The sequence below is a fragment of the Streptomyces mesophilus genome (assembly GCF_040300965.1).
Lineage (GTDB): Bacteria > Actinomycetota > Actinomycetes > Streptomycetales > Streptomycetaceae > Streptomyces > Streptomyces mesophilus_A.
In genome coordinates, this window is record NZ_JBEPEW010000077.1 from 1 (window position 1) to 25,119 (window position 25,119).

Annotated in this window: 20 protein-coding genes and 1 pseudogene; 3 read left to right on the forward strand and 18 right to left on the reverse strand. The window is 68.2% G+C overall.

Annotated elements, in window-relative coordinates; translation table 11 throughout:
* From ABT367_RS24695 to ABT367_RS24710, 4 genes and pseudogenes are all read right to left on the reverse strand, one after another.
* Positions 1 to 556, reverse strand: a pseudogene (locus ABT367_RS24695) (hypothetical protein); the annotation flags it as partial.
* Between the two features lie 210 nt (positions 557 to 766).
* On the reverse strand, positions 767 to 1,213 hold the full coding sequence (locus tag ABT367_RS24700; RefSeq protein WP_434975524.1) for a DUF6113 family protein: 447 nt from the start codon (positions 1,211 to 1,213) through the stop codon (positions 767 to 769).
* A complete protein-coding gene (mshB, locus tag ABT367_RS24705) occupies positions 1,210 to 2,202 on the reverse strand; it encodes an N-acetyl-1-D-myo-inositol-2-amino-2-deoxy-alpha-D-glucopyranoside deacetylase (protein WP_352255273.1) in 993 nt (330 codons plus the stop codon). Before mshB ends, ABT367_RS24700 begins: the two co-directional genes overlap by 4 nt.
* A 38-nt stretch (positions 2,203 to 2,240) precedes the next feature.
* Positions 2,241 to 2,435: a hypothetical protein gene (locus tag ABT367_RS24710; RefSeq protein ID WP_052576986.1), complete on the reverse strand. Its 195-nt coding sequence runs from the start codon at positions 2,433 to 2,435 to the stop codon at positions 2,241 to 2,243.
* 223 nt (positions 2,436 to 2,658) lie between these two features.
* On the opposite strand from ABT367_RS24710, the gene ABT367_RS24715 reads away from it, so the two are divergent.
* The gene (locus ABT367_RS24715) at positions 2,659 to 4,785 is read left to right on the forward strand and encodes a S9 family peptidase (protein ID WP_352255274.1); all 2,127 of its coding nucleotides are present in this window, start codon (positions 2,659 to 2,661) and stop codon (positions 4,783 to 4,785) included.
* Position 4,786: 1 nt separating this feature from the next.
* Here ABT367_RS24715 and ABT367_RS24720 read toward each other — a convergent pair whose 3' ends face one another.
* The 14 genes from ABT367_RS24720 to ABT367_RS24785 form a co-directional block, all read right to left on the reverse strand.
* On the reverse strand, positions 4,787 to 5,797 hold the full coding sequence (locus tag ABT367_RS24720; RefSeq protein ID WP_352255275.1) for a hypothetical protein: 1,011 nt from the start codon (positions 5,795 to 5,797) through the stop codon (positions 4,787 to 4,789).
* Positions 5,798 to 6,008: 211 nt separating this feature from the next.
* Positions 6,009 to 7,091: an ABC transporter ATP-binding protein gene (locus ABT367_RS24725; protein ID WP_352255276.1), complete on the reverse strand. Its 1,083-nt coding sequence runs from the start codon at positions 7,089 to 7,091 to the stop codon at positions 6,009 to 6,011.
* Positions 7,084 to 8,061, reverse strand: coding sequence for an ABC transporter ATP-binding protein (locus ABT367_RS24730; protein ID WP_352255277.1), 978 nt, complete (start codon positions 8,059 to 8,061; stop codon positions 7,084 to 7,086). The genes ABT367_RS24725 and ABT367_RS24730 overlap by 8 nt, the downstream gene beginning before the upstream one ends.
* A gap of 7 nt (positions 8,062 to 8,068) precedes the next feature.
* The gene (locus ABT367_RS24735) at positions 8,069 to 9,058 is read right to left on the reverse strand and encodes an ABC transporter permease (RefSeq protein ID WP_352255278.1); all 990 of its coding nucleotides are present in this window, start codon (positions 9,056 to 9,058) and stop codon (positions 8,069 to 8,071) included.
* Positions 9,051 to 9,974 (reverse strand): ABC transporter permease, encoded by a 924-nt coding sequence (locus ABT367_RS24740; RefSeq protein WP_352255279.1) that lies wholly within the window; start codon positions 9,972 to 9,974, stop codon positions 9,051 to 9,053. Before ABT367_RS24740 ends, ABT367_RS24735 begins: the two co-directional genes overlap by 8 nt.
* Before the next feature lie 57 nt (positions 9,975 to 10,031).
* Complete coding sequence (locus tag ABT367_RS24745; protein ID WP_352255280.1) at positions 10,032 to 11,654, reverse strand: peptide ABC transporter substrate-binding protein; 1,623 nt, start codon at positions 11,652 to 11,654, stop codon at positions 10,032 to 10,034.
* Between the two features lie 276 nt (positions 11,655 to 11,930).
* Positions 11,931 to 13,079 (reverse strand): ABC transporter ATP-binding protein, encoded by a 1,149-nt coding sequence (locus ABT367_RS24750; protein ID WP_352255281.1) that lies wholly within the window; start codon positions 13,077 to 13,079, stop codon positions 11,931 to 11,933.
* On the reverse strand, positions 13,072 to 14,130 hold the full coding sequence (locus tag ABT367_RS24755; protein ID WP_352255282.1) for an ABC transporter ATP-binding protein: 1,059 nt from the start codon (positions 14,128 to 14,130) through the stop codon (positions 13,072 to 13,074). The genes ABT367_RS24750 and ABT367_RS24755 overlap by 8 nt, the downstream gene beginning before the upstream one ends.
* 13 nt (positions 14,131 to 14,143) lie before the next feature.
* Positions 14,144 to 15,097 carry an ABC transporter permease gene (locus ABT367_RS24760; protein ID WP_352255284.1) on the reverse strand — a complete coding sequence of 318 codons (954 nt, stop codon included), beginning with the start codon at positions 15,095 to 15,097 and terminating at the stop codon, positions 14,144 to 14,146.
* Entirely contained in the window at positions 15,090 to 16,016 is a 927-nt protein-coding gene (locus ABT367_RS24765; protein ID WP_199545734.1) for an ABC transporter permease, read from the reverse strand. Before ABT367_RS24765 ends, ABT367_RS24760 begins: the two co-directional genes overlap by 8 nt.
* A gap of 137 nt (positions 16,017 to 16,153) precedes the next feature.
* On the reverse strand, positions 16,154 to 17,776 hold the full coding sequence (locus ABT367_RS24770; protein WP_352255285.1) for a peptide ABC transporter substrate-binding protein: 1,623 nt from the start codon (positions 17,774 to 17,776) through the stop codon (positions 16,154 to 16,156).
* Between the two features lie 528 nt (positions 17,777 to 18,304).
* Entirely contained in the window at positions 18,305 to 20,212 is a 1,908-nt protein-coding gene (gene typA / locus ABT367_RS24775) for a translational GTPase TypA (RefSeq protein ID WP_352255286.1), read from the reverse strand.
* A 207-nt stretch (positions 20,213 to 20,419) separates the two neighbouring features.
* Positions 20,420 to 21,115 (reverse strand): hypothetical protein, encoded by a 696-nt coding sequence (locus ABT367_RS24780; protein ID WP_352255287.1) that lies wholly within the window; start codon positions 21,113 to 21,115, stop codon positions 20,420 to 20,422.
* A 288-nt stretch (positions 21,116 to 21,403) separates the two neighbouring features.
* Positions 21,404 to 23,572, reverse strand: a complete 2,169-nt coding sequence (locus ABT367_RS24785; RefSeq protein WP_352255288.1) for an ABC transporter family substrate-binding protein — start codon at positions 23,570 to 23,572, stop codon at positions 21,404 to 21,406.
* A 330-nt stretch (positions 23,573 to 23,902) separates the two neighbouring features.
* Here ABT367_RS24785 and ABT367_RS24790 point away from each other — a divergent pair, with 330 nt between their 5' ends.
* Complete coding sequence (locus ABT367_RS24790) at positions 23,903 to 24,199, forward strand: hypothetical protein (protein WP_352255289.1); 297 nt, start codon at positions 23,903 to 23,905, stop codon at positions 24,197 to 24,199.
* Positions 24,200 to 24,250: 51 nt separating this feature from the next.
* Positions 24,251 to 25,090: a hypothetical protein gene (locus ABT367_RS24795; RefSeq protein WP_352255290.1), complete on the forward strand. Its 840-nt coding sequence runs from the start codon at positions 24,251 to 24,253 to the stop codon at positions 25,088 to 25,090.
* Positions 25,091 to 25,119 lie beyond the last annotated feature (29 nt).

Consider the following 25,119-nt stretch of genomic DNA (forward strand, 5'->3'; position numbering starts at 1 on the left):
CGCTCAGGCCGCTCTTCGGACGCGGGCCCTGCTGTGCCGCCTCGGGCCCGGAGCCGTTGCGATACGGAAGGTCGCCGCGCGGCGTGGGACCCGAAGCCTGGCCGCCCGTGGTGGCCGGGCCGCCCGTGGCACCGGTCGCACCCCTGGCCCCGGCCGACGGCTTGCGCGGGGCGAACCAGTCGCTGGTCTTCTCGTCGGTCTTGTCGGAACCCGACGGCTCCGGCTCGGGGGCCGGCTCGGGCGCGGGCGCCGCCTCGGCTCTGGGCACGCCGGGGATGTCCTGGGTGGACGAGGAACCGCCGCCCTCGCCCATCGGCTTGCGCATCACGACCGGCGGGATGGGCCGCGACCCGGGGATGTTGATCCGGATGCGGGTGGTCAGCGTGGTCTGTGTCTCGGGCTCGTCCGCCGGCGGCTCGACCGGTTCCATACGGTCCTCGTCGAGGTTCGCGTCCGGTCCGCCCGACGGAGTTCCGTACGGGGGCGTGCCCGAGGGGTAGGCGGCACCTCCGCGCCCCTGGGGCCCGGAGGACGGACTGTCTGTTTCACGACTCAAGGCAGGTTCTCCCGATCGGCTTCACCGCCCGGCCTTCGTTGCGCGGAACCCCGGTTCCCGAGATTCCCCGAGCCTCGGTTTGTCGAGTCTCGATCTGCAAACGACCGTGTGTGGACGGCCCGGCGGCGCGCACCACCATACTGGCCGCGCCCGGCGCGCATCCGGTGACCGTCGCCAAACAGGGACGGGCCGGACTTCTCAAGTGGTGCGTCACTTGGCAAGTCGGGCAGCGAGGCCGCCTGGTTGCGAAGGGGCGCCGAGGGTGGCGGACATCACAGCAACTGCCATACCGCCGAGGAGATAGAGGTACGAGCTCACTCCTGTGGCGAAGACGAAATCGCCCTCCGGCCGTGTGGTGGTGAGGAACAGCACGGTCAGCAGCCAGCCGGCGCCGGGCGCGAAGGCACCGGACCGTGCGCCGAGCGCCCGCGCACCGCCGTAGAAGAGTCCGGCCGCGCCGAGCAGCGCGAGCAGCAACCCGGCCGGGAACCACGCGGATTGGAGCAGTGCACCCGCGACACCGACGAGTGCGCCGAGGACGACGAGCAGGACATGGACCAGGACGCGCAGGCCCGTGGGCATGCTCTTCACCGGCTCCGCTGCGGGCTGCTGAGGCTTGGGTCCGCCGCTCGCGCGGGACGGCTTGGGGGTGCTCATGCGTTCTCCTCGGGCACTTCGGACTCGGGCCGTGCTGACTCCTCGGGTACTGCGGAGACGGGCACTTCGGAGTCGGACACTTCGGACTCCCCGGGCAGTCGGGACGCCGTCAGGCCGGCGAACAGGTCGTCCTCCAGCCGCCCCGCGGCCGCGCCCGACTCCCCTCGTACCAACTCGTAGTACTCATCGGCGAAGAGCGGCTGCGCCAGGTTGTTGGAGAGCGCGAACCACGGCTCGAGGACTGACACCTGGGTGGCGTGGGCGCGCATCGCGGCGGCTTTGGCGGCGCCGTAAGGGCCGGCCTCGATCTTCGTGGTGATGGCCGCGTCGTCCACCACACCCGGCACATCGCCGATGACCGCGGCCTCGGCCCAGGGCAGCTGACCGAGCGCGCCGCGCAGGACCTCGAAGCGCTCCTCGGCCACCGAGCGCGGTACGCGGTTGTAGTAGACCTTGGCGATCCTGTGCGCGGCGCCCAGGTCGCGGCGGAAGGCCGGCTCGGCCGCGAGGTCCGCGGCGCGCAGGGCCACGCGGTGGGCCTGGATGTGGTCGGGGTGACCGTAGCCGCCGTTCTCGTCGTAGGTGACGAGCACCTGCGGGCGCACCTCGCGGATCACCGCGACGAGATCGGCCGCGGCCTCGTCGAGGTCGGCTCCCCAGAAACCGCTCCGGTTGGTGGCCAGGCCCATCATCCCGGAGTCGCGGTAGCGGCCCGTGCCGCCGAGGAAGCGGTGGTCGGTGACGCCGAGTTCCTTCATGGCCCGGTCGAGTTCACCGATGCGGTGGGCGCCGAGGGTGTTCTCGCGGTCGGGAGCGAGATGGGCGAGATCGGACGGAATGACCTCGCCCTCCTCGCCGAGCGTGCAGGTCACCAGCGTGACCCCGGCGCCCTCGGCCGCGTACCTGGCCATGGTGGTGCCGTTGTTGATCGACTCGTCGTCGGGGTGCGCGTGCACGAGAAGGAGACGACGGGCGGGCTGTTCGGTCATGGGGCAAGCGTACGAGGCGCCCCGGGCGGCAGCGGAGCTCAGAAGCGGATGTCGCTGAGCATCGATGCGATGTTCGTCGTCACGTCGCTGATGGTGGGGGCGACGGAGGAGCTGGCCAGGTAGAAGCCGAGCAGCACGCAGACGATCGCGTGCATCGCGTTGAGACCGGACTTCTTGATGAAGATGACGACGAGGATCGCAAACAGCACCACCGCCGAGATCGAGAGTGCCACGCGGTCTGCCTCCAAGCATCAAGTTCTATGACCCATAAGGGAATACAGGCCCGCCAGGTTCCTACCACCCAGCGCTACGGATCATAACTTTCCGTACGAACGCATGGATGGTGCATGGCAGCACATGGGGGCGCACGCATTTCGGCCAAGCGGTCGATGGAGGTCCCGCACAGGTCCGATTCCCAGGGAGGCGTACCGGCGCCCGGATCAGTAGCCTCGGGGGATGACCACCGGACAGCAGTCTTTCCCCCGCCGGCATGCGCGCACACAGCGGTTCTCCCTCGGTACCCCGCGCGCGTTCACCGTGTCACCCGATGGAGAGCGCGTGACCTTCCTGCGGTCCCGTTCGGGTACGGATCGGGCGAATCTGCTGTGGGTGCTTGACATCGAGGACGGTACGGAGCGGATCGCCGCCGACCCGGAAGTACTGCTCGGCGGCGCCGAGGAGGAGTTGTCCCGGGCCGAGCGCCAACGGCGCGAGCGCAGCCGGGAGTTCGGCGCGGGCGTGGTGGCGTATGCGACGGACGCGGCGGCGGAGCTCGCGGCCTTCACGCTGTCCGGGCGCCTGTTCACCTCGGAGCTGCGCGCCGGCACCGCGCGTGAACTGCGGGTTCCCGGACCGGTGATCGACCCGCGGCCGTCCCCGGACGGCCGGCTGGTCGCCTATGTCGCCCGGGGGGCGCTGCGGGTGGTCGGCGCCGAGGGCGAGGGCGATATGGCGCTCGCCGAGCCGGAGGGGCCCGAAGTGACGTACGGCCTCGCCGAGTTCATCGCCGCCGAGGAGATGCACCGCTACCGGGGCTTTTGGTGGTCGCCCGAGTCCGACCGGCTGCTCGCCGCCCGCGTCGACAACTCCCCCGTGCAGCGCTGGTGGATCGCCGATCCGGCGCACCCCGAGGACGGTCCGGTGCAGATCGCGTATCCGGCGGCGGGCACGCCCAACGCCGAGGTGCGGCTCTTCGTGCTCGGTCTCGACGGCGCGCGCACCGAGGTGAACTGGGACCGGGACCGCTATCCGTATCTGGCCCGGGTGCACTGGTCGTCGGCGGGCGCGCCGCTGCTGCTCGTCCAGACCCGTGACCAGGGCGGTCAGGTGTATCTGGCGGCGAACCCGGACGACGGTTCGACGCGGATGGTGCACGCGGACGAGGACCCGGCGTGGCTGGAACTGTTCGCCGGCGCACCCGCCTGGTCGCCGAGCGGCCGCCTCGTGCGGATCGCGGACGAGGGCGGGGCGCGGGTCCTGACGGTGGGCGACCGGCCGCTGACCGGACCGCAGTTGCAGCTGCGTTCGGTGCTCGACATCGGCGAGAGCGATGTCCTGGTCCAGGCGTCGGCGGGCGCCGAGTCCGCCGCCCCGGAGACCGGGGAGGTGCATGTCTACCGGGTCAACGAGCTGGGCGTGGAACGGCTTTCGCAGGACACGGGCGTGCACTCGGCGGTCCGCTCAGGCGACGTCACCGTCCTGGTGTCGGCCCGGCCCGAGCACCCCGGCGCACATGTGCAGGTACTCAAGGACGGCAAGCAGAAGGCGGTCATCGCGTCGTACGCGGAGCAGCCCGGGATCACGCCGCGCATGACCCTCACCGAGGCGGGCGAACGGCGCATCCCGTGCGCCGTCCTGCTCCCCACGGGCTATACGGACGACGACGGGCCGCTGCCCGTCCTGCTCGATCCGTACGGCGGTCCGCACCACGCCCGCGTGGTCGCCGCGCACGATCCGTATCTCACGTCGCAGTGGTTCGCGGACCAGGGCTTCGCCGTGGTGATCGCGGACAACCGGGGGACGCCGGGGCGGACTCCCGCCTGGGAGAAGGTGATCAAGGACAATCTGGCGGCGGTGGCCCTCGAGGACCAGGTCGACGCGCTGCACGCACTCGCCGAGCACTTCCCCCTGGACCTGGAGCGCGTGGCGATCCGCGGCTGGTCCTTCGGCGGATATCTCGCCGCACTAGCGCTCCTTCGCCGCCCGGATGTCTTCCACGCGGCGATCGCGGGCGCCCCGGTCACCGACCAGCGCCTGTACGACACCCACTACACGGAGCGCTATCTCGGCGATCCGGCCAAGCAGCCCTCCGTATACGCGGAGAACTCCCTGGTCACCGACGAGGGGCTGTCGGGCGCGGTGGAGCCGGCGCGGCCGCTGATGATCGTGCACGGACTCGCGGACGACAACGTGGTGGTGGCGCACTCGCTGCGGCTGTCGTCGGCGCTGCTCGCGGCGGGGCGGCCGCACGAGGTGCTTCCGCTGTCGGGGGTGACGCACGCGACCCCGCAGGAGCAGGTCGCCGAGAACGTCCTGCTCCTCCAAGTGGACTTCCTCAAGCGGTCGTTGGGCCTCGCGCGCTGAGTCACCAGCCGGGCGGCAGGGTGGACGGCGGCGGCGGTCCGTAGGTGCCGTCGGCGGGGTCCCACCCTCCGTGCGCCGGCTCGGCGCGGCGCTCGCGTCCGCGCAGGAGCGCGAGCAGGGAGACGGCGCCGGCCAGCGCGTAGAAGAGCTGACTGAGCACACTGAGCTGGATCTCGAGGGACGCGTCCATCAGGCCGTCGAACTGGTCGGTCTCCACGATCCAGCTGATCCCGGCGGCCCCGAACACCAGGTAGACGGCGGCCGCCGTCATCCCCAGGGCCCGGCTGAACGAGGCGCGCTGCAGCGCCGCGACCGCCGCGACCAGGGCGAACAGCGCGGCCGACCACACCAGCCAGCCGGCCGGAGGGTCGAGCACCGTACTCAACGAGACATCGCCGACGAGCAGTTCGCGGTACTGGCGCCAGCCGAGATCGAGCGCGTTGTGCACCTGCCAGGCGCCGCTCACCGCGGCCGCCGCCCCCAGGAAGATGAAGGCCGTCGCGGCCGCGCCATTGGTGGGCCGCGGCGGTTCCTGCTCGACGTCGAAGGTGTACGAGTACGAGGCGCTCTCACCGGCCGGGCGGCGCCCGAAGGCCGCGAGCAACAGCAGGATCAGGCCGAGTCCCACGGTGGCCACGGCGCTCGTGAGCAGCCGCACCCGGATGTCGATGAAGCCGAACCGCTCCTCGTCCATCAGGAGCCAGACGCCCGGTGCGCGCGCTATGACCGCGAGCACCCCGGCCGCCACGAGCGAGGAGGCGGCGGACGGCGAGCTCACGGCGGTCACGGCTACGGCGGCGCACACCAGGAAGAGCACGAGGTCGATCAGGCTGGAGTACAGGACGAGCTGAACCTCGGGCGGCAGGCCCGACCACACCCGCCAGAGCGGTTCGGGGCTCTCCGCCTCGTACAGGTCGCGCACGATCCATCCCGCGCTGATCAGCGCGACCAGCGCGGACGCCACGGATCCGGTGATCCGCGCTCCCCGGGTGAGTATCTGCGGCTGCCCCATAGGCCGCGATACTCCCGCTGTGCGGGGGATTGAACAAGGGGGCCGACCACCACGGCCGGCCGCGAACGGGAGCGGCCGGCCGGGACGACATGGCGCGTCCCGGCCGGCCTACGGCACCCGCACGGCCGTACACGGATCAGCGTGACCGGTCCGTGATTCGGCGTTGCGACACCCAAGTTGCCTGCGTGTTAACGCACTTGATGGCGAAGCATCATGATTCGTCCGACTCCGGAACCACCTGCTTCTCCTCGGCGAAATGGCACGCCGAGGGGTGCGCCGCCAGACCGCCCTCGATCCGGAACACCGCCGGCACCGCCAGCTCCGGCACCTCGAGCTCGCACCGCTCCTGCGCCTTCCAGCACCGCGTACGGAACCGGCAGCCGGACGGCGGGTTGGCCGGCGAGGGCACGTCACCGCTGAGGATGATCCGCTCGCGGTGCAGCCGCGCGTCCGGGTCCGGGACGGGAACGGCGGAAAGCAGCGCCTGGGTGTAGGGGTGCGTCGGGTGGTCGTAGATCTGCCGGTCGCTGCCGACCTCGACGAGCCGCCCGAGGTACATGACCCCGACCCGGTCGGAGATATGCCGCACGATCGACAGGTCGTGCGCGATGAACACGTACGCGAGACCGAATTCGTCCTGGAGCTTCTCCAGCAGGTTCACGACCTGCGCCTGTACGGAGACGTCGAGCGCCGAGACCGGTTCGTCGGCCACGATGATCTCGGGCCGCAGGGCGAGGCCGCGCGCGATCCCGATGCGCTGGCGCTGACCGCCGGAGAACTGGTGCGGGTAGCGGTTGATGTACTCGGGGTTGAGCCCCACCACGTCCAGGAGCTCCTGGACCTTCTGCCGCCGCGAGCCCTTGGGCGCCACCTCGGGGTGGATCTCGTACGGCTCCCCGATGATGTCGCCGACCGTCATCCGCGGGTTCAGCGAGGTGTACGGGTCCTGGAACACCATCTGGATGTTGCGGCGCACCGCCTTGAGCGCACGCCCCGACAGTTTGGTGATGTCCTCGCCCTTGTAGCGGATCTCCCCCGCCGTCGGCTGCTCCAGGTTCACGAGCAGCTTGGCGACGGTGGACTTGCCGCAGCCCGACTCCCCCACGATGCCGAGCGTTTCGCCCGCACCGAGGTCGAAGTCCACACCGTCGACGGCCTTGACCGCACCGATCTGCTTCTTGAACAGGATCCCCTGGGTCAGCGGGAAGTGCTTGACCAGACCGCGCACTTCGAGGATCGGCTCGCCGGCCGGAGCCGAGGACTCCCGGGGCTCCTGCTTCGTCAGCTCAGGCATCGCGCAGCGTCTCCTTCCAGAAGTGGCAGGCGCTCTGCCGCTCCTCGGTCACCTGGGCCAGCGGCGGGATGTCCGTACGGCACACGTCCTGGGCGCGCGGGCAGCGCGGGTTGAAGGCGCAGCCGGGCGGGATCGCCATCAGGTTGGGCGGCAGGCCCTTGATCGCGTAGAGCTCCTGGCCCTTCTGGTCCAGGCGCGGGATCGATTCGAGCAGGCCCTTGGTGTACGGGTGGGCCGGTGCCTTGTAGATGTCGTGGACGGGGGCGCGCTCGACGATCCGGCCCGCGTACATCACCGCGATCTTGTCCGCGACGTCGGCCACGACGCCGAGGTCGTGCGTGATGAGGATCAGGCCCATGTTGAGCTCGCGCTGCAACTCCGCGAGCAGGTCCATGACCTGGGCCTGGACGGTCACGTCGAGGGCCGTGGTCGGCTCGTCCGCGATGATCAGCGCGGGTTCGAGGGCGAGCGCCATGGCGATCATGATGCGCTGGCGCATACCGCCGGAGAACTGGTGCGGATACTGCCCGACGCGCTCCTTCGCGGCCGGGATGCGCACCCGGTCCATCAGCTCGATGGCCTTGAGCTTCGCGTCCTTCTTGGACATCCCGCGGTGCACGATGAACATCTCGCCGAGCTGCTCCCCCACGCTCAGCACGGGGTTGAGCGAACTCAGCGCGTCCTGGAAGATCATCGCCATCTCGGCGCCGCGCACCTTGCGCCGCTCGTCCTCCTTCATCTTGAGCAGGTCCTTGCCCTGAAAGAGGATCTCGCCGCCGGTGATCTTCCCGGGCGGCATGTCGAGGATGCCCATGATCGCCTGTGCGGTGACGGACTTGCCCGATCCGGACTCGCCGAGCACGGCCAGGGTCTCGCCCGCGTCGACCTCGTAGGTCACGCCGTTGACGGCCTTGGCCACCCCGTCCCGCGTACGGAACTCCACCTGCAGATCGCGTACTTCGAGCAGCATGCGACCATCACCTCAGCTTCGGGTCGAGGGCGTCGCGCACCGCGTCGCCGAGCATGATGAACGCGAGCACGGTGATGCTCAGGGCGCCGGCGGGCCACAGCAGTTCATGCGGGTAGTTGCGGATGTAGTTCGAGGCGTTGGAGATGTCGATGCCCCACGAGACCGTCGGGGGCCGCAGACCGACGCCCAGATACGAGAGGGTCGCTTCGAGCGCGATGTACGTGCCGAGCGCGATGGTCGCGACGACGATCACCGGCGCGACGGCGTTGGGCGTCACATGCCGCAGCAGCATCCGGGTGTTGCTCGCGCCCAGCGCCCGTGCGGCCTGTACGTAGTCGTTCTGCTTGGCGGTGATCACCGCGCCCCGGGCGATACGGGAGATCTGCGGCCAGCCGAGCAGGATCATGAACCCGACCACCGGCCAGATGGTCGCGGAGACCACCACCGACAGGAAGACCAGACCGCCGAGCACCACCGGGATCGCGAAGAACACATCCGCGAGCCGCGAGAGCAGCCCGTCCCACCAGCCGCCGAAGAAGCCGGCGAGACCGCCCATGATCGAGCCGAGGATGGCCACGCCGAGGGTGGCGCAGATACCGACGGAGATCGAGGCGCGGGCCCCGTACACCGTCCTCGTATAGACATCGCAGCCCTGCGCGTCCGTGCCGAAGGGGTGCCCGGGTCCGGAGGACTGGTGGGCGTCGGCGAGCTGGCAGGAGTTGGGGTCGCCGCTCGCGATCAGCTGCGGCCAGATCGAGATCAGGACCAGGAAGAAGATCAGCAGCGAGGAGATGATGAAGACCGGGTTGCGGCGCAGCTGCTGCCAGGCGTCCGTCCACAGGCTGCGGGCCCTCTCCTGAGGACCGGTGCCCAGCGGGCCGCCCGGGGTCTTCTCCAGCGTCTCGGCTTCGCTCATCGCCAGGTCCATCGCTCCGCCCGCGCCGGTCGGCGCGATCGCGTCCTTCGAGACGTCCTTGGGGTCGTAGGCCTCAGGCATAACGGATCCTCGGGTCCAGGACCGCATACAGCAGGTCGACAAGGAGGTTGGCCACCAGGAAGACGATCACCAGGATCGTCACGAAGCCGACCACGGTCGGGGTGTTGCCGCGCAGGATGCCGTTGTAGAGCTGGTAGCCCACGCCGTGGATGTTGAAGATCCGCTCGGTGACGATCGCGCCGCCCATCAGGGCGCCGATATCCGCACCGATGAAAGTGACCACCGGGATCAGCGAGTTGCGCAGGAGGTGCTTGGTGATCACCCTGCGCCGGGGAAGTCCCTTGGCCACCGCGGTGCGTACGTAGTCGGCGCGGGCGTTCTCCGCGATCGACGTCCGCGTCAGACGCGTGACGTACGCGAGCGAGACGAGCGCGAGGACGATGCCCGGCAGGATCAGCTCGTTCAGCGGGGCGTCCGTGGAGACCGTGGGCCGCACCCAGCCGAGCTTGAGACCGAAGAGGTACTGCAGCAGATAGCCGGAGACGAAGGTCGGGACCGAGATCACTACCAGCGTCAGGACGAGCAGCGAGGTGTCCAGCGGACGGCCCCGCTTGAGGCCGCTGACCACACCGAGGGCGATACCGACGATGATCTCGATGACGATCGCCACGAAGGTGAGCTTCGCCGTCACCGGGAAGGCGGTGGCCATCAGCTCCGTGACCTTCTGCCCGTTGAACGCAGTGCCGAAGTCGCCCCGGAAGATATTGCCCATGTAGTGCAGGTATTGCTGCCACAGGGGCTTGTCGAGGCCGAGATCCTCGCGGATGCGCGCGGCCGTGGCCGGGTCGGGCGCCTTGTCGCCGAACAGCGCCGCGACGGGGTCGCCCAGCGCGTACACCATGACGAAGATCAGGAAGGTCGCTCCGATGAACACCGGGATCATCTGGAACAGCCGCCGGATCACATAGCGTCCCATGACAGCTCCGGGGGTCGGAAAGGCCCGTCAAGTGGGCGGCCTTTCAGGCGAGTTGGGTCAGTTGACCTTGATCTGGTCGTAGACCGGGACGCTGAACTGGTTGAGGGTCACGTCGGAGACCTGGTCCGAGTAGCCGGCGGAACCGTTCTGGTACCAGAGCGGGATCGCGGGCATCTGCTCGGCGAGGATCTTCTGGGCGTTCTGGAAGTCCGTGATGGCCTTGGTCTGGTCGGGCTCCCGATTCGCCTTGTCCACCAGGTCGTTGAAGGCCTTGTTGTCGAACTTGCCGTAGTTCGACGAGGCGTCCTTGTAGTAGAGCGGCTGCAGGAAGTTCTGGATCAGCGGGTAGTCCGCCTGCCAGCCCGAGCGGAACGGGCCGGTGAACTTCTGTGCGCCCAGCTGGTTCTTGAAGTCCGCGAAGGTACCGATCGGGTTGACCGTGCACGTGCCCTTGCCGAGCGCGTTGTTGATGGAGTTGCAGACCGCGTCCATCCACACCCGGTGTGATCCGGTGTCCACGTTCGAGGAGATCTGGACCTTGCCGCCGGGCAGACCGCCGCCCTCCGCGACCAGCTTCTTCGCCTGCTCGGGGTCGTACGTACAGGCGTCCCCGCACATGTCCTTGTAGCCGCCCTTGTCGCCGAGGGCGGCGGACGTCCAGTCCTTGGCGGGCGTACGGGTCTCCGAGAAGATCTGCTTGGTGATCTCGTCGCGGTTGATCGCCATGGACAGACCGCGGCGGACCTTCTCCATGCCGGCCTTGGACCACTTGGCGTCGTACATCGGGAAGACCAGCGTCTGGATGATCAGCGCGGGCTGGTTGATGTAGCGGTCGCCCAGGTCGGCCTTGACGTTCTTGAGCTGCTGCGCCGGGACGTCGTCGACGAGGTCGAGGTTGCCGGCCATCAGGTCGGTGTAGGCGGTGTTGTTGTCGGTGTAGACCTTGAGGTCCACGCCGCCGTTGACCGCCTTGTCCTCGCCCTTGTACCCGTCCCAGGCGCGGAGCTTCATCTCCGAGCCCTTGGCGTACGACTCGACGGTGTACGGACCGTTGCCGACCGGCTTGGACAGCCACCCGTCGTGGTCCTTGAAGAAGGTCTCGGGCAGGGGCGAGAAGGCCTGGTAGCCGAGCGTCTCGGGCCACAGCGAGAACTTGTCCTGGAGCGCCACCGTGAAGGTCTTGTCGTCCTTCACCACCAGGCCGCTCATGGTCTTCGCCTTGGGGGCGCCGGACTCCGGGTGGACCTCGTCGTAGCCCTTGATGTTGGAGAAGAACGGCGCGTTGTTCTGCTTGTTGTCCACGTGCGCGCCGTAGTTCCAGGCGTCGACGAAGGACTTCGCGGTGACCTTCTCGCCGTTGCTGAAGGTCCAGCCGTCCTTGAGCGTGACGGTGAAGTTCTGCGAGTCGGTGGTCTCGATCTTCTCGGCGATCAGGTCCTTGGCCTCGCCGGTCTTCGGGTCGTACTTCTTCAGACCCCTGAAGAGCATGTCGAGGACCTTGCCGCCCTGCACCTCGTTGGTGTTGGCCGGCTCGACCGGGTTCTGCGGGTCACCCCACGAGGACCTCACGATCCCGGAGCCGTCACCGCTCCCGCCGCTGCCACCGCCACCGCAGGCGGTCGCCGCCAGGGCTACGGTCACCGCGCATGCGGCCCACTTGGCGTGCGTGGCTCCACGCATGGAGTGCCTCCTTAACAGGCCAGAACTCAGTTACGGCCCAATACACCCCATTTGCACTGCTAACGCACCTTTACGGCGGCTTTCCGAGTACGCGCCCACTGGAACGCCGGAACCGTTCCCGGTCAGCGAGCAGAAGTGGGCCTTGAGCCCGCGGGCCTTCGCCGGATCGGGCGCCCGTGTTTCCCGCGGCCCCGAGCCCACTCAGGCACGGCAGCAGCTCAAAACCCCCGGACGCCCATGCGGGCATCCGGGGGTTCCGGGTCGTACGAGATCTGCCTACGCCGCGTGCACGACGTCCTTCTCCTCGGCGAAGTGGCAGGCCGACTCGTGGGCGGCCGGCGAGTCCTTGCCGACGAAGACCTGCGGGATCGCGAGCAGCGGCACATCTTCGGCGCACTTGTCCTCGGCCTTCCAGCAGCGGGTGCGGAAGCGGCAGCCCGACGGCGGGTTGGCCGGCGACGGGACGTCACCGGTGAGGATGATGCGCTCGCGGCCCTCACGGGCCGCCGGGTCCGGCACGGGCACCGCGGAGAGCAGCGCCTGCGTGTACGGGTGGGTCGGGTGGTCGTAGATCTGGGTGTCGGTCCCGATCTCGGCCATCTTGCCCAGGTACATCACGCCGACGCGGTCGGAGATGTGCCGCACGATCGACAGGTCGTGCGCGATGAAGATGTAGGAGAGGTTGAACTCGTCCTGCAGCTTCTCCATCAGGTTGATGACCTGCGCCTGCACCGATACGTCGAGCGCGGAGACCGGCTCGTCGCAGATGATGATCTCCGGGTTGAGCGCGAGGCCGCGGGCGATGCCGATGCGCTGGCGCTGACCGCCGGAGAACTGGTGCGGGTAGCGGTTGATGTACTCGGGGTTGAGACCCACCACGTCCAGAAGGTCCTGGACCTTGCGGCGGCGGTCGCCCTTCGGCGCCACCTCGGGGTGGATGTCGAAGGGCTCCCCGATGATGTCGCCGACCGTCATACGCGGGTTCAGCGAGGTGTACGGGTCCTGGAACACCATCTGGATGTTGCGGCGCACGGCCTTCAGCGCGCGGCCGGACAGCTTGGTGATGTCCTGGCCCTTGTAGAAGACCTCGCCGGCGGTGGCCTTCTCCAGCGTCATCAGGAGCTTGGCGACGGTGGACTTGCCACAGCCGGACTCGCCCACGATGCCGAGGGTCTCGCCCTGGTACAGGTCGAAGGAGATCCCGTCGACGGCCTTGACCGCGCCGACCTGCTTCTTGAAGAGGATGCCCTGGGTCAGCGGGAAGTGCTTGACCAGGTTGCGCACCTGCAGAATCGGCTCGCCCTGCTGGACCGGCGCCTCGATGGCAGCGACGGCCTCGGTCTCCGTGGCGGCGTCGACCGTCTCCACCTCGGTGACGTTGGGGGTCGCGTCCACGGCCTCGTCGTTCTTGCTGAGATCAGCCATGGATCGTCTCCTTCCAGAAGTGGCACGCGCTGCCGCGGCCGGGCAGCTCGCCACCGTCCCGCTCGGTCACCGGGAGCAGGGCCGGGATGTCCGTACGGCAGATGTCCTGGGCCTTCGGGCAGCGCGGGTTGAAGGCGCAACCGCTCGGGATCCGGGTCAGGTTGGGCGGCAGACCCTTGATCGCGTAGAGCTCCGAACCCTTCTGGTCCAGGCGCGGGATCGAGTCGAGGAGACCCCGGGTGTACGGGTGGGCCGGGCGCTTGTACAGCTCGTGCACGGGCGCGGTCTCGACGATGCGGCCCGCGTACATCACGGCGATCTTGTCCGCGACGTCGGCGACCACGCCGAGGTCGTGGGTGATCAGGATCAGACCCATGTTGTACTCGCGCTGCAACTCCGCGAGCAGGTCCATGACCTGGGCCTGAACCGTCACGTCGAGCGCCGTGGTGGGCTCGTCCGCGATGATCAGGTCCGGCTCGAGGGCCAGGGCCATGGCGATCATGATGCGCTGGCGCATACCGCCCGAGAACTGGTGGGGGTAGTCGTTGACCCGCGCCTTGGCGGCGGGGATCTTGACCCGGTCCATCAGCTCGACGGCCTTGGCCTTGGCCTCCTTCTTGGAGAGGCCCTGGTGCACACGGAACATCTCGCCGAGCTGATAGCCCACGGAGAGCACCGGGTTGAGCGAGGAGAGCGCGTCCTGGAAGATCATCGCGATCTTCTGGCCGCGGATCTTGCGCCGCTCGTCGTTGGACATCTTCAGCATGTCCTGCCCGCGGAAGAGGATCTCTCCCTTGGGGATACGGCCGGGCGGCATGTCCAGGATGCCCATGATCGCCTGAGCGGTCACGGACTTGCCGGAGCCGGACTCGCCGAGGACGGCGAGGGTCTCGCCGGCGCTGACGGTGTAGTTCACACCGTTCACGGCCTTGGCGACACCGTCACGGGTGCTGAACTCCACGTGCAGATCGCGGACTTCGAGCAGCGGTCCGCCGAAGTCGTCCGAGCCTCGGGGGCTCGGGACGCTCGACGTCTTGTCGATTGTTGTCACGGTTACGCCTCCCTCAGCGCAGCTTGGGGTCGAGGGCGTTGCGTACCGCATCGCCGAACATGAGGAACGAGAGCACCGTGATCGAGACCATGACGGACGGGACGATCAGGGTGTGGGGGGCCACACGCAGGTCCGCTCGTCCGCTGTTGACGTCGCCACCCCAGGACACGGTCGGTTCCGTGAGGCCCACGCCGAGGAACGACAGCGTCGCCTCGGCCGCGATGTAGCCGCCCAGTGCGATGGTCGCGACCACGATGATGGGCGCGAGCGCGTTCGGCAGGATGTGCTTGAACATGATCCGGTAGGTCGAGGCGCCGAGCGCCTTGGCGGCCACCACGTAGTCGGCCTGCTTGATGGTGATCACCGCACCACGGGCCACACGGGCGATCTGCGTCCAGCCGAGGAACGCGAGGGCCATGATCACGACCCAGACGTTGCGCTTGTCGAACGCGTTGAGGACCACGAGGGCGCCCAGGATGAACGGGATGCCCAGGAAGACGTCGGTCACCCGGGAGAGCACGGCGTCGAGCCATCCTCCGAAGTAACCGGCGATCATGCCGACGACCGTGCCGATGATGGTCACGCAGACCGTGACACCCACACCGACCATGATCGAAGCGCGGGCGCCGTACACGATGCGCGCGTAGACGGAGCGTCCCTGGAGGTCGTAGCCCAGCCACTCGGGAGAGAAGAAGCTGCCCCAGTGCGGAGCTTCCCGGAAGTGATTGGCCAGGTCGGCGTCGCGGGGCGAGGCGCTGGTGAACAGGCTCGGCCACGCGGCCATCACGAGGAGGAAGAGGATCAGGACCGCGGATATGAGGAACAGCGGGTTGCGCCGCAGATCGTGCCAGGCGTCGGACCACAGGCTGCGCGCCTTGGCCGGACCCGGGCCGCTGTCCGGGGCGACGGCGGCGGGAGCCGGCTCGCCGGTCGCGGTCGTGACCTTCTCAACTGTCTTGTCAGGCATACCGGATCCTCGGGTCCAGGACCGCGTAAAGCAGGTCGACGATCAAGCTGGCAGCGAGGTAGATGAGCACGATCAGCGAAGCGATGCCGACGACCGTGGCGCCCTCGCGGCGCAGCAGCGCCTCGTAGATCTCGATACCCACGCCGCGCACGTTGAAGATGCTCTCGGTGACGATGGCACCTGTCATCAGGTTGCCGATCTCGATACCGAGGAACGTGACGACGGGGATGAGCGAGTTGCGCATCAGGTGGACACCGATGATGCGGCGGCGCGGAAGCCCCTTGGCCACTGCGGTGCGCATGTAGTCGGCACGCAGGTTCTCCGCGACTGACGTGCGGGTCAGTCGGGCGACATAGGCGAGCGACAGTGCGGCCAGCACAGTGGCGGGAAGCAGAAGTTCGGACATGTTCGTCGAGTCGGACACCGTGGCCTTGCCGATGCCGTACTCGATGGCGACCCACTGCATCAGGATGCCGAGCACGAAGGAGGGCATCGAGACGAGGACGAGAGTCAGCAGGAGCAGGCCGCGGTCGCGCAGCGTGTCGGGCTTGAGGCCGGCAACAATGCCGAGGCCCAGGCCGACGAGCGTGACGAACGTGAAGGCGAAGAGCGTCAGCCGCAGCGTGACGGGGAAGGCTTCGCTGATGACGTCTGCGATCGGACGGCCCGACGAGATCTGTTCGCCGAAGTCGCCCTGGACGAGCCTGACCATGTAGTCCCAGTACTGCACGAGCACCGGATCGTTGAGTCCGTACCGCTCCCTGAGGCTCTCGAGAAGGGCCGGATCACGCATGTTCTCGCCCATCAAGGCGCGCGCGGGATCGCCGGGCAGGACGTACATCATCAGGAAAATAAGCAGAGTTGACCCGATGAACACCGGGATCATCTGGAGCAGTCGTCGTGCGACATAGCGCCCCATAGGTGCCTCCGTGAGGGGTTACAGCAGCTGCGGGGGCCGCCCTCCGGGTAGGAGGGCGGCCCCGTGACAACCTCCCACCGCCGCGGCAGTGGCGGTGGGTCTACGGCCGAGTGGGGAAGAAGAGGCCCGAAGGCTTCTTACTTGGTGGTGACGCCCCACACCTCGAGGTCACCGTGGAAGTCGACGACCACGTTGTCGACGTTCTTGCCGTGACCACCGTTGATGCGGTAGTACCACAGCGGAATCGCCGGCATGTGCTCGACCAGCTTCTTCTCGACCTCCTGGAAGGCCTTCACCGACTCGTCGAGCGACTTGGCGTTGTCCGCCTTGTTCATCGCCTCGTCGATCTCCTTGTTGGAGAACCGGCCGTTGTTGGCCTCGGCGGTGGTGTGGTACAGCTCCTTCATGAAGTTGGCGTTGACCGGGTAGTCGGCAACCCAACCACCGCGGTACATACCCTTCACCTGGTCGTTGTCACGGGCCTCGAGGTCCGTGGCGAAGTCGGCCTTCGCGTCACCGACGCAGTCGACACCGGTCGCCTTGCGGATGGACTCGCAGACCGCGGTCACCCACTCCTTGTGTCCACCATCGGTGTTGTACTGGATGGTGAACTTGTTGCCCGGGACGCCGCCGCCCTCTTCGACGAGCTGCTTGGCCCGCTTCGGGTCGTACTTGAACACGTCCGTGCCCAGGTCCTGGTTGCCCTTGACGCCCGGCGGCACGAAGCCGACGGCCGGCGTACGGGTGTTGTTCAGGACGGTCTTGGTGATCGTCTCACGGTCGATCGCCATGGACAGACCCTGCAGAACCTTGGGGTCGATGTCCTTGAACGTCTTCGAGTAGAACGCCGGGGTCAGCGTCTGGATCGCCGCGTACGGCTGCTCGATGGCGCCGTCACCCAGGTCCTGCTTGTACTTCGGCAGGTCCGTCGGGCCGACCTGGCGGATCATGTCCAGGTTGCCGGCGAGGACATCCTTGTACGCGGCCTCGAGGCTGGTGTACGCCTTGAACTGAACGCCCGCGTTCTTGGCCTTGTTCGGACCCTGGTAGTCCTTGTTGGCCTTGACCTGGATGAGCTTGTTCGGGGTCCACTTCTCGAAGGTGTACGGACCGTTGCCGATCGGCTTCTGGCCGAACGCCTTCGGGTCGTCGTAGAACACCTTGGGCAGCGGGGCCCAGGTCGCGTAACCCAACTTGTAGTTGAAGTACGGGATCGAGCTCTTCAGCTCGATCGTGAAGGTGTGGTCGTCGACCTGCTTGAGGCCGGACATGGTCTCGGCCTTCGGGTCGCCCTTCTCCGGGTGGACATCGTCGTAACCCGCGATGTCCTGGAACCAGAAGGCGTTCTGCTGGTTGTTCTTGATGTTGGCGTACCAGTTCCACGCGTCGATGTACGACTTCGCGGTGACGTCCTCGCCGTTGTGGAACTTCCAGCCCTTCTTGAGCTTCACCGTCCACGTCTTCGAGTCGGTGGTCTCCACCGATTCGGCGTTCGTGTAGACGATGTTGCCTTCGCCGTCGAAGTCCAGCAGCTGCGTGAACAGGGACTGGATGACGTACGAGCCGTTGGACTCGTTGGTGTCCGCCGGGATGAGCGGCTTCTGCGGCTGGCCGACGTCGATGGAGACGTAGCCCTCGGGCTTGCCGCCCTTGTTGCCCTTGTTCCCGCTGTCGCCATCGTCGCTACCGCCACAGGCAGTCGCACCCAGGGCCACCGCGGTGGCTATCGCGACCCACTTGGCGCTCTTGGCACCACGCATGGGTTCCTCCTCATGAGTCCACTTGTTCACTACAAGAGGGGGTACGAGATGCTGTGCCGACACCCCTGACGGCGATGATCAAGTACCCCAGTGTGCTCGTGAGTCGGCGCTCCCCACAGCGCGTGACCCATTGACCCGAGCTCTACGCGCTCAACTATTAGCCATGGGGTACGGCCCGACCACACTCTTTTGGTCTCGGTTCGATCACACCTGTCGCCTACTTCTTCCGAAATCTGGACAAACCGATCCGAGATAGATGCTCGCGAAACGGACTCGTTACACATCTATCGGTCAGGAGCGTCCGCATTCCGGACAGGTCGACCAGAAAAACCTGTTGCGATCGACACGCGTAGCGTCGGGCGGATCACAGAGCGCTGCATTCCGCAGAGAGCGGGGCGGCGAAGGGCTCCGGGCACGACGAACGGCCCGACTCTACGCCCAAGTGGGCGCGGAATCGGGCCGGTTCGACCAGCCTTGAATCAGCCTTGCAGGCTCAATGGCAGCGGTTCCCGGGCAACCGGGTCCGGGTCAGGCGTTCTTGGCGCGCGAGGCGGTGCGGGCACGCGCCGTCTTGTCCAGGACCACCTTGCGGATGCGGACGGCCTCCGGGGTGACCTCGACGCACTCGTCGTCGCGGCAGAACTCCAGGGACTGCTCGAGGGAGAGCTTGCGCGGCGGCACGATCGCCTCGAAGGAGTCGGCCGCGGCCGAGCGCATGTTGGTGAGCTTCTTCTCCTTGGTGATGTTCACGTCCATGTCGTCGGCGCGCGAGTTCTCGCCGACGATCATGCCCTCGTACACCTCGGTGCCGGGGTCGGTGAACAGGACGCCGCGCTCCTGCAGGTTGGTCATCGCGAACGCGGTGACGGCGCCGGCGCGGTCGGCCACGAGCGAACCGTTGTTACGGGTCGCCAGAACGCCGAACCAGGGCTCGAGGCCCTCGTGGATGGAGTGCGCGATACCCGTACCGCGGGTGCTCGTCAGGAACTCCGTACGGAAGCCGATGAGGCCACGCGAGGGGACGACGAACTCGAGGCGGACCCAGCCGGAGCCGTGGTTCGACATGTTGTCCATGCGGCCCTTGCGGACACCCATGAGCTGCGTGACCGCACCCATGTGCTCCTCGGGCACGTCGATCGTCATGCGCTCGACCGGCTCGTGCACCTTGCCGTCGATCTCCTGCGTGACGACCTGCGGCTTGCCGATGGTCAGCTCGAAGCCCTCGCGGCGCATCTGCTCGACCAGGATGGCGAGCGCGAGCTCACCACGGCCCTGGACCTCCCAGGCGTCGGGACGCTCGGTGTCGAGGACGCGCAGCGACACGTTGCCGATGAGCTCGCGGTCGAGGCGGTCCTTGACCTGACGGGCCGTGACCTTGCGGTCCTTGACCTGCGTGCCCTTGTCCGCGCCCTTGCCGGTGGCACCGCGGCCGACGAGCGGCGAGGTGTTGGTGCCGATGGTCATGGAGATCGCCGGCTCGTCCACCGTGATGAGCGGCAGCGCGATCGGGTTCTCGGGGTCGGCGAGGGTCTCGCCGATCATGATGTCCGGGATACCGGCGACGGCGCAGATGTCACCGGGGCCGGCCATCTCGGCGGGCTTGCGGGTGAGCGCCTCGGTCATCATCAGCTCGGTGATGCGGACGTTGGAGATCGTGCCGTCGCGCTTGATCCAGGCCACGGTCTGGCCCTTGCGCAGCTCGCCCTGCTCGACACGGAGCAGTGCGATACGGCCGAGGAAGTTGTCGGCGTCCAGGTTGGTGACGTGCGCCTGCAGCGGGGCGCTCTCGTCGTACTCCGGAGCCGGGACGTGCTCGAGGATCGTCGAGAAGAACGGCTCCAGGCTGGTGGAGTCGGCCGGGACGGTGCCGTCCTCGGGCTTCGTCAGCGACGCGATGCCGTCACGGCCGCACGCGTAGACGATCGGGAACTCGATCTGGTCCTCGTCGGCGTCGAGGTCGAGGAAGAGGTCGTACGTCTCGTTGACGACCTCGTCGATCCGCGAGTCAGGACGGTCCGTCTTGTTGATGCAGAGGATCACGGGCAGCCGCTGCTGGAGCGCCTTGCGCAGCACGAAGCGGGTCTGCGGGAGGGGGCCCTCCGACGCGTCCACGAGCAGGACCACCGCGTCGACCATCGACAGACCGCGCTCGACCTCACCACCGAAGTCGGCGTGGCCGGGGGTGTCGATGATGTTGATGGTGATGACGTCGCCGCCATCCTTGGGGTGGTACTTGACGGCCGTGTTCTTGGCCAGGATCGTGATGCCCTTCTCACGCTCCAGGTCGTTCGAGTCCATCATGCGGTCGTCGAGGGACTCGGCGGCGTGCGCAGCGAAGGACCCCGCCTGCTTGAGCATGGCGTCGACGATGGTCGTCTTGCCGTGGTCGACGTGGGCGACGATGGCGACGTTTCGAATGTCGTGGCGCGTGGGCACGTGCGGTGCTTCTCCCGGGACGAGTGGAACTTGCGAGCGGCTCGCGTATCTCTCGGTCTTCTCGATGTCATGGATGACTCGATGTCCGACGTACGCCTTCACCGCGCCGGGCTGGACACGCCACGGCCTTACCCCATCCTACGTGGAGCGGCGGGTAGTAGCCCGCGCGGGTGCCTCGCAGGCCACCTGACCTGCGATCTTTCCCTCTTATGCAGGGTCCCGCAGGGCCGGCGAGCCGGGCGGGCAGGAGGCCTGAGCAGCCTGGTGCTCGACAGCGGCCAGGTCGGGTTCGCCGGCGAAGGCCTCGTCCTCGATACGGCTCGCGCAGGGCAGCGTGCCGCTGCCGGCGGCCGTCCAGGTCACCACGTGGCCCTCGGACGGCTCGCCGTCCCCGCAGGTGTAGCGGTAGTCGCCGCTGACGAGCTCGATGTAGGAGTACGCGAAGTAGTGGCCCGCCGGGTCGCCGGTGGCGTTCTCGAAGAACATCCCGTCCTTGTCCTCCATGTGCTTCTCGCCGGGCTCGGCGAGCGGCTCGTCGGCACCGATCTCCTTGCCCAGCGAGGCCATGACCTGGGCCGGCTTCGGCCCCTGGTCCCCGTCGCCGCGCTTGCCACCACCCGCGGGGGTCACGCCCGCCTCGTAGAAGCGGCCGTCGACCGACTTGATGTGCGCGGTGTAGTGCTGCCCGTCCTTCTTCACGTGGATGGGCTTCGCGAGCCCGGTCAGCTCGGCGCGCCGGTCCACGGCGCTCCACTCGAACGCCTCGCCGCCACAGGCCTTCGACTTCGGCTTGTCGGCGTTCGTGGCGCCTTCGTCCGAGGACGTGCAGGCCGTCGCGGCCGCGCCCAGCGCGAACAAGACAGCGCTGATGGGCAGGTTCCGCCTGGACAGGATGCGCTTCATGGCCGTACCCCCGTGAGATGCGATGCCCGGTCCGGCATCGTGGGGTGATTGTGGCCCGCGGGGGTGGAGGGCATGCCGGACTTGATCAGCTTCTGAGGAAAGCGGTCCGTGGGAAGCGCTGTGGAAGCGGGCCGGGAGAGCCGATCGGCGGGGGGCGCGCCTGCGGAGAAAGTGACACGGGTCAATGAGTCAAGACGCACCTTGCCCGCCGGCAGGACCGGCGGGCAAGGGACTTGAGGATCTTCTGAGCTAGGTGATCTTGACCTTCACACCGGGCTCACGCGGACATCACTTCTTCGCGGGCGCCGCCGACTTCAGGAAGCCGATGTCCTCGTACGACGGGGACTCGAAGCCGAAGGCGCCGGTGTTGGCGAGGCCCGGGCGGACCGCCACCAACTGGGGGCGCTGGTAGAGCGGGATCGAGCCCGCCGCGGCCCAGATCCGGGCATCGGCCTTCTTGACCAGGTCACGCGCCTTGCCCTCGTCGAGCTCGGCGAGCGCCTGGTCGAAGAGCTGGTCGATGTGGTCGGTGCCGACCCGGGTGTAGTTCTGCTCGACGTTCAGCGAGCCGTCGGCGGCCGGCTCCGGCTTGGCGAAGATCGGACGGGCGTCGGTGGCCGGGTAGGCCGAGCCGGGCCAGGAGTACAGCGCCATGTCGTACTGGCCGGAGGCGATGTGGTCCTTGAAGTAGCTGTCGTCGGGGACCTTGGTGATCTCGGTGCGGATGCCGATCTTCTGCAGCATCCGCTGGATCCGCTCACCGACCGCGCGCAGCGGCTCCGAGCCCGGGCCGGAGGGAAGCACGAACTTCAGGTTCAGCGCCTTGCCGTCCTTGGCGAGCGGACCGCCGGCCGGCTTCGGGGCGGCGGTGCCCTTCGGGGCGTACGCACCCTGGGCGCCGCCGCGATGCGCGTCCTTCTTGCTGCGCTCCTCCTCGCGCTTGGCCTTCGCCTCGGGCTGGTTGTCGGCGCGGACCTCGTAGTCCTTGTCGGCGCGCGGCTTTCCGTCCTCCTCGCCGACGATGTACGTGCCGTCCTCGTCGGCGGCGGCCTTCTTCTTGTCGGCCTTGCTGCCGGCGGTCTTGATCGGACCGCCCTGCACCCAGCCCGCGTCGGCGAGCAGTGCGCGGGCCTCGGCGGTGTCCTGGTCGCCGATCGCCCCGCTGCTGTCGGAGTACGCCTCCTGGCCGGCGAGCGCGACATGGCTGCCGACCGGGTTCACGGGCAGGCCGAGCGGCTTGAGGACGATGCGCGCGAGCTCCTCGCGGTCCAGGGCGCGGGCCACGGCGCGGCGTACGCGCTCGTCGGCGAGCGGGCCGCCGGAGCCGTTCAGCGCGAGCTGCGTGTAGGCGGGTTCGAGAGATTTGCGGACCACGAAACCGCGCAGGCCCTGCTGTTCCTTCGCGTACTTCTTGATCGCCTTGTGGGTCTTCTCGACGGACGCGGCCATCGCTTCGGCGCGTTCCTCGTTCTCCGGGTCGTTGGCGATCGCCCAGGACTTGAGCGCCTTGGCCGGGGTGAGCTCGGCACCGGGGCCGTGCGCGAGCGGGCCCTTGGCGCCGGACTCGCGGGCGGCGAGTGCGATGCGCTCGGCCTCGGCGGGGGTGACCTCGGCGATGTCCAGCTCTCCGGCGGCCAGGGCCGCGGCGCGGCGCTCGCGGGGGACGGACCTGAGGACCATCTGCTCGAGCTTCGCGGGCCGGCCCCACCAGCGCGGGTTGCGGGTCAGGGTGAGCTCGCCGGCCTTGCGGTCGATCTCCGCGATACGGAACGGCCCTGCCGTCGACTTCAGCGTCTTGCGGGCACCGTCGTTGAAGGAGTCCGGGGTGCCCATGACGTCCTTGGGGTACAGCGGCGAGAACAGCGAGCGCCAGTCGGTGTACGGCTTGGCGAAGGTGACCCGCACCTCGAGGTTGTTGGCGCCCTTCTCGATCTTCTCGATCCGGTCGTAGCCGGCGTTGCGCGCGGTCCAGAACGCGGAGTCCTCACCGGACAGGGCGCGCCACTGGGCGGCGAAGTCGGCGGCGCCGATCTCGCGGCCGTCGCTCCACACCGCCTGCTGGTTCAGCTTGTACAGGACGACCTGCTTGGGCTCACGCTCGACGATCTCGGCGCTCTCCAGGTAGTCCGCGTTGCGTACCGCGCGGCCGCGCTTGTCGAGTTCGTACATCGACGGCAGGACGGCGCCGGCGATCCGGGAGGTCGCCGGATCGGCGTCGGACTGGAAGGAGTTGAAGGTCTCGGGCAGCGCGTCCACGGCCCAGGTGGCCTTGCCCCCGTCGGCGATCAGATCACGCTCGGCGGCCGCGATGTCCTGGGCGGCCGAGGGGGTGCCGCCGGAGTCGTCGGTGCTGCCGCACGCGGCGAGCGAGGGCAGGGCGAGCACGCCCGCGATGAGGTAGGCCGTCGCCCGCACTGCGGGGCGGACGCCGGGGGCGGCGGGATCGCGTGGGGGCATGGCGTGGAACCTCCGGGGTCGCCCGGCCACCGCGCTTCCCTGGGAGGTGCCGGGTTTGTTCACGTCTGGGGGTATTGAGTGCTGATCACACGGATACGGCCCCACTGAACGGGATCGCCCCGAGGCGGCGCGGGAGACACGTCGGCAGGCCCCGTCAACCCCACCCGTGCGGCCCAATCCGGCCGCGGGCCGCTGCTCATGAGCCCCCATGGGCTCTCGTACGGGGGAATCCGCGCAGATCCCTTCACAATCCGGGATGTGACGCGCGACACTCGCAGGCGCACGATCCATGGGATCCCCGCTGTATCAAGCGGAAGTGGAGGGCAACTCATGTCCCTGCACGACGATTTGACGGCCATTCAGCGCTGTCTCGACGATCTGGTGCGCTCGGTCGGAAGACTGGAGCAGCACGTCGGGTCCGCCCTGGACATCCGCCGGGTGCGCACGGACGCCGATCACCTGCGCGACAGTGTCGCGCTGCTCAAGGAAGCCGCACCGACGCTGCGCGCCGAGGCCGACAAGAAACGGCCCGACATGGTCAGCATCCCCGACACCCCGTACGACCGTTCCTTGTGGACCGATTCCGACGACGAGGGTCTGGGCGCCCGCGACCGCCGCGCCCCCTGACCCCCGGCCCCGGCTCCGGCTGCCGACAAGCCGTACCGACTGGAGACCCCGTTGGCCACTGGCACAGATCCCCACGCCCCTAGGAAGTTCAGCCATAGCGAGGGCGGGGTGCGCGGCGCGGGCCGCGCCGCCATCGCCGCCCCGCATCTGCGCACCGACCGCTGGTGGCTGCAGCCCGCCGGGACCGCCGCCGGGCTGTTCGCCTTCATCGTGTACTCGACCTGGCGCGCCTTCGCGAATGCGGACTACTACGCGGCGCCCTACGTCTCACCGTTCTACTCGCCCTGTCTCGCCGAGAACTGCGAGCCCATGAAGGGCGGTCCCAACTGGGAGATCTTCGGCAGCTGGTGGGGTCTGTCGCCCGCACTCCTGATCCTGATCTTCCCGCTGGGCTTCCGGCTCACCTGCTACTACTACCGCAAGGCCTACTACCGGGGCTTCTGGGCCTCTCCCCCGGCCTGCGCGGTGGCCGAGCCGCACAAGAAGTACAGCGGCGAGACCAAGTTCCCGCTGGTCTTCCAGAACATGCACCGCTACTTCTTCTACGCGGCGGTGCCGGTGGCGGGCATCCTCACGTACGACACCGTCCTCGCCTTCCGCGACGAGAATTACGAGTGGGGCCATATGGGCCTCGGCACCCTCGTGTTCCTCGTCAACATCGTGCTGATCTGGGCGTACACCCTGTCCTGCCACTCGTGCCGGCACATCGTCGGGGGCAAGCTCAAGCACTTCTCCAAGCACCCTGTGCGCTACAGGACGTGGCAGTGGATCGGGAAGCTGAATGCCCGTCACATGCTGCTCGCCTGGGCTTCGTTGATCAGTGTGGCCCTCGCGGATCTCTACGTGTATCTGGTCGCCAGCGGTGCCTTCGACGATCCGCGATTCTTCTGATGTCAGGGGCCTTCTGATGGCGAGGTGCG